The 7,876-nt window shown below is 72.1% G+C and carries 8 protein-coding genes and 1 pseudogene; 2 read left to right on the forward strand and 7 right to left on the reverse strand.

Features of this window, described 5'->3' with window-relative positions; all coding sequences use genetic code 11:
• Together AA75_RS50095 and mce are read right to left on the reverse strand one after the other, a co-directional pair.
• A pseudogene (locus AA75_RS50095) lies at positions 1–1,251 on the reverse strand (hypothetical protein); the annotation flags it as partial.
• A gap of 429 nt (positions 1,252–1,680) precedes the next feature.
• Complete coding sequence (gene mce / locus AA75_RS33370) at positions 1,681–2,115, reverse strand: methylmalonyl-CoA epimerase (protein WP_033824092.1); 435 nt, start codon at positions 2,113–2,115, stop codon at positions 1,681–1,683.
• A gap of 247 nt (positions 2,116–2,362) precedes the next feature.
• Here mce and AA75_RS33375 point away from each other — a divergent pair, with 247 nt between their 5' ends.
• Positions 2,363–3,550: an acetyl-CoA C-acetyltransferase gene (locus AA75_RS33375; protein WP_149038523.1), complete on the forward strand. Its 1,188-nt coding sequence runs from the start codon at positions 2,363–2,365 to the stop codon at positions 3,548–3,550.
• Between the two features lie 87 nt (positions 3,551–3,637).
• Complete coding sequence (gene meaB / locus AA75_RS33380) at positions 3,638–4,594, forward strand: methylmalonyl Co-A mutase-associated GTPase MeaB (protein WP_033824094.1); 957 nt, start codon at positions 3,638–3,640, stop codon at positions 4,592–4,594.
• 37 nt (positions 4,595–4,631) lie between these two features.
• On the opposite strand, the gene AA75_RS33385 is transcribed toward meaB, so the two are convergent.
• The 5 genes from AA75_RS33385 to AA75_RS33405 all read right to left on the reverse strand — a co-directional run.
• Positions 4,632–5,147, reverse strand: a complete 516-nt coding sequence (locus AA75_RS33385; RefSeq protein WP_051813932.1) for a MarR family winged helix-turn-helix transcriptional regulator — start codon at positions 5,145–5,147, stop codon at positions 4,632–4,634.
• A 63-nt stretch (positions 5,148–5,210) separates the two neighbouring features.
• Positions 5,211–6,029, reverse strand: coding sequence for an AIM24 family protein (locus AA75_RS33390; protein WP_033824115.1), 819 nt, complete (start codon positions 6,027–6,029; stop codon positions 5,211–5,213).
• Between the two features lie 233 nt (positions 6,030–6,262).
• Positions 6,263–6,913 carry an AIM24 family protein gene (locus AA75_RS33395; RefSeq protein ID WP_033824095.1) on the reverse strand — a complete coding sequence of 217 codons (651 nt, stop codon included), beginning with the start codon at positions 6,911–6,913 and terminating at the stop codon, positions 6,263–6,265.
• On the reverse strand, positions 6,913–7,551 hold the full coding sequence (locus AA75_RS33400) for an AIM24 family protein (RefSeq protein WP_033824096.1): 639 nt from the start codon (positions 7,549–7,551) through the stop codon (positions 6,913–6,915). Before AA75_RS33400 ends, AA75_RS33395 begins: the two co-directional genes overlap by 1 nt.
• 104 nt (positions 7,552–7,655) lie before the next feature.
• Positions 7,656–7,876 (reverse strand): DUF2127 domain-containing protein (locus AA75_RS33405; RefSeq protein WP_033824097.1); only part of this gene is annotated, 221 nt, incomplete at its 5' end.

The following is a 7,876-nucleotide window of genomic DNA, read 5'->3' on the forward strand; positions in this document are numbered from 1 at the left end:
GGCCTCGGCCCGCAGCTCGGCGATGGCGGTCTCGGCCTCGGTGCGCAGCTGGGTGGCGACGCTCTCGGCGGCGCCGCGCAGCCGTTCGCTCTCCTCGGCGGCGGCGGCCTTGGCGGCCTCGGCCTCGGCCTGGGCGGTGGCGGCGGCGGACTTGATCAGGTCGGCCTCGCGGGTGGCGGCGGCGACCATCCGGGCGATCTCGGCCCGGGCGGTGAGCGAGCGCTGCTCGCTGGCGGCCTCCCCGTCGGCGACCTTCTGCTCGGCGGCGGCCTCGGCCTCGGCCTGCAGGCGCTGGGCGGCGGCCTCGGCCTGGATGCGCAGCTCGGTGGCCTCGCGGCGGGCCCGTTCGGCCTCCGCCTCGACCTCGGCGCGCAGCCGCTCTATCTCGGCCTGGGCCTGGGACAGGGCGGCGGCGGCGCGCTCCTGGTCGGCCTGGACCCGCTGCTTGAGGGCGGTGATCTCGGCCTGCGCGGCGGCGAGCTGCCGCTCGGCGGCGGCCTGGGCGCCGGCCAGCTGCTGCTGGGCCTGGTTGGCGGCGCTGCCGCGCATCTCCTCGGCGGCGGCGCTGGCCTGCTGGGCCTGCTCGGAGGCGGCCCGCAGCAGACGTTCGGCGTCGGTCTGGGCGCGCTGGAGGGCGGCCTCGGCGGCGGCGCGGGCCTCGCCGCGGGCGGCGTCGACGTCGGCGGCGGTCTGGGCCCGGGCCTGGTCGGCGAGGGCGGCGGCCTCCGCGCGGGCGGCGGCGACCATCCGCTCGGACTCGGCGCGGGCCTCCTGGAGCAGGCGCTGGGCCTCCTGCTCGGTGCCGGCCCTGGCCTGCTCGGCCCAGTTGACGTTCTCGTTGACGTGGCGCTCGGCGGAGCGGCGCAGCTCGGTGAGCTCGTCCTCCAGCTGGCGGCGCCGGGCGCCGAGCTCGGCCTCCAGCTGCGCGGTGCGCTCGGCGGCCTCGGCCATCAGCCGCTGGGTGGCGGCCTGCGACTCGCGGAACTGGCGTTCGGCGTCCGCGCGCAGCGCCTCGGCCTGCAGCTCGGCGTTGCGCAGGAGCTGTTCGGCCTGGCCGTTGACGGAGTCGAAGGCGCGCGGCTGAGCGAGCTGCCGTCGGGCCTCGTGCAGCTTGGCCCGGAGCACCTCCACCTGGTAGGCGAGGTCCTCGGCATGCTCGATGGTCTTGTCCCGCTCCTTGCGAGCCCGCTCCAACTCGGCCTCGAACTGGGAGAGGTGATCCTCAACCTCGTAGCGGTCGTAGCCCCGCACTCCGCGGTCCCATCCATCTCCTGGTCGCGTCCTCGACCCGGCCGGTCCAGTGGCCCCCGGAATTCCGGGGCCGGACCGGCTGGTCCTTGCAGCCGCGGCTGGTGCCACGGGTCGGAGCCGCCGTGCGGTGGTGCGCGACGGTGTCGCGCTCCGCCGTCCGGGTGGACTCCTGAGCGAACTCTTGCCTTGGGAGAATGGTGACAGATCCGAACTGCGACCGTTCAGCCGTGCCCGCGTAGTGGACTCCCCTGCAACGAGACGAGCCGTCGGATGATCAGCCCCACTCGCGCTCGGCCGTGCCCGCCGGACCGGTCCTCCCCGGAGCATTGGCGCACTTGGGCATTGTAGTGGGCGCGGCGCCGGGGGGAATGGGGGCACCTGTCTTTTCCGAAGTTACCGACGGGTCGGGCCCGAACCGGGTATATGCGGTCAGTGCTCCTGCGGCGCCGCCGAGGTCACCAGCTCGGTCAGCACCCCGCCGCAGTCCTTCGGGTGCAGGAAGGTGATCCGCGAGCCCATCGAGCCGATCCGCGGCTCGTCGTACAGCACCCGAACGCCCTTGGACCGGATGTCCGCGGCCTCGCCGTCGACGTCGGTGGTCCCGAACGCGATGTGGTGCACGCCCTCGCCGTTCTTGGCGAGCCACTTGGCGACCGTGGAGTCCTCGCGGGTGGGCTCCAGCAGCTGCAGGTACGAGGCGCCGCCGTCACCGGTGTCGTTGATCTTCAGCATCGCCTCGCGGACGCCCTGCTCCTCGTTCACCTCGGAGTGGAACACCTCGAAGCCGTAGGTGGCGCGGTAGAACTCCACGGTCCGGTCGAGGTCGAAGCAGGCGATTCCGATGTGGTCGATACGGGTCAGCATGACGGCCTCCGGGGGCACGGTCGGTCGGACGGGGCCACCAGTGCAGCGCATCGCGGCAGGCCGGCGCCACCACGCGGCGTGCGAGCCTGCTCACAATTCACTCGCCGCGACCTGACACGGTGTTGACTGGGCAGTGCCAGTGCCACTGATCACACCCTCGCGCCGGTGACGGCGGGGTTACACGTCAGTACATTGAGCCGCATCCCCACACCCTCTCCTGGCCATGACGCGCGAAGGAGCTCGTCCCATGACTACCTCAGTGATCGTCGCGGGTGCCCGCACCCCGATGGGCCGGCTGCTCGGCTCGCTCAAGGGCTTCTCCGGCGCCGAACTCGGCGGCTTCGCCATCAAGGCCGCGCTGGAGCGGGCGGGCGTGACCGGCGAGCAGGTGCAGTACGTGATCATGGGCCAGGTGCTCCAGGCCGGAGCCGGCCAGATCCCGGCCCGCCAGGCCGCCATCAAGGCCGGCATCCCGATGAACGTCCCGGCGCTGACCATCAACAAGGTCTGCCTCTCCGGTCTCGACGCCATCGCGCTGGCCGACCAGCTGATCAGGGCCGGCGAGTTCGACATCGTGGTGGCCGGCGGCCAGGAGTCCATGACCAACGCCCCGCACCTGCTGCCCAAGTCCCGCGAGGGCTACAAGTACGGCGCGGTCGAGCTGCTGGACGCCATGGCGTACGACGGCCTGACCGACGCCTACGAGAACATCCCGATGGGCGAGTCCACCGAGAAGCACAACACCCGCCTCGGCATCGGCCGCGAGGTGCAGGACCACCTCGCCGCGCTCTCCCACCAGCGCGCCGCCGCCGCCCAGAAGAACGGCGTCTTCGAGGCCGAGATCGTCCCGGTCGAGATCCCGCAGCGCAAGGGCGACCCGGTGCTGTTCGCCCAGGACGAGGGCATCCGCGGCGACACCACGGCCGAGACCCTGGCCAAGCTGCGCCCGGCCTTCACCAAGGACGGCACCATCACCGCCGGCACCTCCTCGCAGATCTCCGACGGCGCCGCCGCCGTGGTCGTGATGAGCAAGGCCAAGGCCGAGGAGCTGGGCCTGAGCTGGATCGCCGAGATCGGCGCCCACGGCAACGTGGCCGGCCCGGACAACTCGCTGCAGTCGCAGCCGTCCAACGCGATCAAGCACGCGCTCTCCAAGGAGGGCCTGGAGGTCGCCGACCTCGACCTGGTCGAGATCAACGAGGCCTTCGCGGCCGTCGCCCACCAGTCGATGAAGGACCTCGGCATCACCGAGGAGAAGGTCAACGTCAACGGCGGCGCGATCGCGCTCGGCCACCCGATCGGGATGTCCGGCGCCCGCGTGGTGCTGCACCTGGCGCTGGAGCTGCAGCGCCGCGGCGGCGGCGTCGGCGCGGCCGCGCTGTGCGGCGGCGGCGGCCAGGGCGACGCCCTGATCGTCCGGGTGCCCAAGGCCTGAGCGGCCGGCCGACACTGACACCGGGGCTGCTCGCCGGGACGACACCGTCCCGGCGGGCAGTCCCGTTCCCGATCGAGGAGCACGCTGATGGTCGATGTCGCCACGCTGGTCGAGCAGGCCAGGGAGGGCCGGCCGCGGGCCGTCGCCCGGCTGATCACGCTGGTGGAGAACGCCGCCCCGCAGTTGCGCGAGGTGATGGCCGCGCTGACCCCGTACACCGGGCAGGCCTACACGGTCGGGCTGACCGGTTCGCCGGGGGTCGGCAAGTCCACCTCGACCTCCGCGCTGGTCTCCGCGTACCGGCGGCTCGGCAAGCGGGTCGGGGTGCTGGCCGTCGACCCGTCCTCGCCGTTCTCCGGCGGGGCGCTGCTCGGTGACCGGGTCCGGATGCAGGACCACGCCACCGACCCGGAGGTGTTCATCCGCTCCATGGCCACCCGCGGCCACCTCGGCGGACTGTCCTGGGCGGCCCCGCAGGCGCTGCGGGTGCTGGACGGGGCCGGCTGCGAGGTGATCCTGGTGGAGACGGTCGGCGTCGGCCAGTCCGAGGTGGAGATCGCCGCCCAGGCCGACACCACGGTCGTCCTGCTGGCACCCGGGATGGGGGACGGCATCCAGGCCGCCAAGGCCGGGATCCTGGAGATCGGCGACGTGTTCGTGGTCAACAAGGCCGACCGCGACGGCGCCGACGCCACCGCCCGCGAGCTCAACCACATGCTCGGCCTCGGCGAGTCCCGCGAGCCGGGGGACTGGCGCCCGCCGATCGTCAAGACGGTCGCCGCCCGCGGCGAGGGCATGGACGAGGTGGTCGAGGCGCTGGAGAAGCACCGCGCCTGGCTGGAGGCCAGCGGCGAACTGGCGGCCCGGCGCCGCCGCCGCGCCGCCGACGAGGTGCAGGCCATCGCGCTGGCCGCGCTGCGGGCCCGGATCGGCGACCTGCGCGGCGACCGGCGGCTCTCGGCGCTGGCCGAGCGGGTCGCCGCGGGCGAACTCGACCCGTACGGCGCGGCCGACCAGCTGGTCGCCGACCTGACGGGCGCCTGAGCGCCGGGCCGCAGGACCGGGCCGGGCCCCGGCCCGGTCAGCCCCGGCCGCGGAGGTTGCGCAGGTGCTCGGCGACGGGCGCCAGCGCCTGGTACATCGCGTCGATCTGCTCCGGTGTGAAGCGGTCGACGAAGTGCTGCCGGACGCTGCGGACGTGGTCCGGGGCGACCTTCTGCATGGTGTCCCAGCCGAGCTCGGTGAGGTTGGCGTAGAGGCCGCGGCGGTCGCCGGGACACTCCTGGCGCAGGACCAGGCCGGCTGCCTCCATCCTGGTGATCTGGTGCGAGAGCCGGCTCTTGGACTGGAGGGTCGCGGTGGCCAGGTCGGTCATCCGCATCCGCCGGTCCGGGGCCTCGGAGAGCACCACCAGGATCTCGTAGTCGTTGATGGCGAGGTTGTGCGGCTGCAGTTCCCGGCCGAGCTGGTAGTCGAGGAGCTTGCTGACCTCCAGATGGGCACGCCAGAACCGCTGCTCCGCGGCGGTGAGCCAGGGGGTCTCCGCCTCGGACTCGGAGGCGGAGACCGCCGGCGCTTCGGTCAGGTTCGTTTCCATGGCGCCAGCATAACCCGGATTGTTAAAAGTTGTACAATGTAGCACGGGCCGGTCGGCCGTGGCTCAGAGCCCGAACCGGCGGCCCAGGTCGCCGAGGTTGCCGAGGCCCGGGATGTTCACGTTCGGCAGCTGCTGCTGCCCGTGCCCGCCCGGCTGCTGGTGCGGCACGCCGCTGCCGGGTACGCCGGCCTCCGCGTGCACCACGCCCACCGAGCGCTCGGCCATCAGCGTCTCGGTCGACTGCAGCAGCACCTGCCCGGCCCCGATGAACTCGAACTGGTGCTCCTCGCCGGAGGCGCCGCCGAGCCCGGTCAGGTGGCGCAGGCCGCCGATCAGACCGTGCATGTAGCCGTGGTCGTAGTGGTGGCACGGAGCGGGGCAGTCCGCCCAGCCGACCAGCGCCTGCGGGTCGACCCGGATCGGCGGCTCGACGAAGTGCACCGGCCCGTTGGAGGCCGCCACGAACTTGCCGGTGCCGATCAGCGTGAGGAAGCCCGGGATGATCGACTGCTTCAGCTTCAGGGTCGGCTCGAAGGCCAGCAGGTTGCCCGAGCGGACCGTCAGGTTGCCGTTCTCCAGGTCGTAGGAGTTCAGGTCGAACGCCCGGTCGGCCAGCAGCAGCTTGCCGCGGCCCTCGGCGACCACCCAGTCCGAGGCGTGCAGCGGGGAGTTGAAGTTCCGCTCCAGCATCTGGTCGATCACCCCGCGGCCGATGCCCGAGAAGCGCATGTCGCCGTAGTAGGCGATCATCTTGCCCTTCTGCAGGTAGTACGCGCCGTTGAGGTCCACCGAGAAGGCGTACGGGTTGACGTTGTCGTTCACCGGCAGGGTGTGCGCGTCGTGCACGGTCGGGCCCTCGGTGCCCGGCGCGGCGTACGGCAGCGGGGCGCCGTACGCGCCCTGCGGCGGCTGGCCGTAGGGCTGCTGCGGCGGCGGGGCGCCGTAGGGCTGGCCGGGCATGGCGGCCTGGGTCTGCTGGTACGCCTGGTCGTAGCCCTGCTGCGGGTACGGCGGCTGCCCCGGCTGCGGCTGGCCGTACGGCTGCGGCGGCTGGCCGTAGGGCTGCTGGGGCGGGTACGGCTGCTGGCCGTACGGGGGCTGCGGCGGGTAGGACATCAGAGCTTCTCCTCGCTCGCCTGCACGTACACCACGCCGTGGCCGGACAGCTCCAGCTGGAACGCCTCGCCCGAGCCGCGGCCCACCATGTCGCGCCAGCCCAGCGCGCTGGACAGCTTGTTGGTCACCTGGCCGCGGTGCGCGACGTACGCCTGCGGGTCGACGTGCACCGGCTGGCCGGGGCCGATCGGCAGCTCGAACACGCCGCCGTGCGCCATCACGGCGACCGAGCCGTGGCCGTCGAGCTTGGTGGTGAACAGGCCCTGGCCGGTCACCTGGCCGCGGACGATGCCCATCACGCCGCCCTGCTGGCCCATGAACATGGTCGACTGCTGCAGCGAGCCGTCGAACGCGAGCAGCCGGTCGGCCTCCACGTAGAGGGTGTCGCCGGTCAGGTCGATCACCTGGACGTTGTGGCCGCCGTGGCCGAACATCACCTTGCCGTGGCCCTCGACGGTCATCAGCGGGGTGTCCTCGTTGGCCACCCGGCGGCCGATCATCGACATCACACCGCCCTGGCCGCCCATCACGTTGGGCGTGAAGGAGACCTCGCCGGTGTACGCGAGCATGGCGCCGCGCTGGCTGAAGACCTTCTGGCCGGGCAGCAACTGAGCCTCGACCATCTTGTTGTTGATCTTGTTGAACGGCATCAGACGTCACCCCCGAAGGTCATCTTCTCGGAGGGCTGCACGTAGACCAGGCCCTCGCCGGCGAACTCCACCTGCATCGCCTCGCCGCCGCCCTCACCGATCAGCGTGGTCCAGCCCGCACCCGACTTCAGGCTGCGGTTGAGGTTCCCGGTGTGCGCGATGTACGCGCCCGGGTCGACCCGCAGCGGGGTGCCCTGGGTCACCCGCAGGATGATCGCCGGACCGCGGGAGGTGAGCGCCGCCCAGCCGTGTCCCTCCACCTTGGTGGTGAACAGGCCGTTGCCGGACGCCATCCCGTTGAGGCCGGTGAAGCTGGTGCCGGTGTGCAGGGTCGCCTCGGTGCAGAGCAGGTTCTCGGCCTCGACGTAGAGCGTCTCGCCGTTCAACCGCACCAGGTTGACCTCGCTGGCCTTGTCGGCGAAGAAGCAGGTGCCCTGCCCCTTCACCTCCATCACCACCATCTGTTCACCGGTCAGCCTGCGGGTGACCATGCCCCGCAGCCCGTCGCCGCCACCGGAGAGCTTCTTGAAGCCCATCTGCCCGGTGTAGGCGACCATCGTCCCGTTACGTGCTTTGACGGTGTCGCCCGTCATGTCGACGGCGAGCACCTTGGACCCTTGGAGTCGAAACTGTGCCACCGGGCGAATGTAACGGCAGCGGGCCCCCCGCGGGGAGAGGGCTCGGGGCATTCGGTACCCAGCTGCGACAGAAGGCGGCGCTATGCCCGGATTTATCCGGGTGATCAGGCCTTGACAGGCACCGCACCGGCCGACTGCTCGACCTCCAGCAGCGAGGCCGAGTGCCGCTCGGCCTCGAAGGCGGCGTGCCCGCCGCGCAGCCCGAACAGGCGCTTGGAGAGCAGGATCCACAGCACCGCGACGACGTTGAGCAGCAGCGTGCAGATCTTCAGCACGCTGATGTGCTCGGTCAGCTCGTAGACCTCGATCGGCAGGAAGGCGGCGG

It is taken from the genome of Kitasatospora sp. MBT63 (genome assembly GCF_000710465.2).
Lineage (GTDB): Bacteria > Actinomycetota > Actinomycetes > Streptomycetales > Streptomycetaceae > Kitasatospora.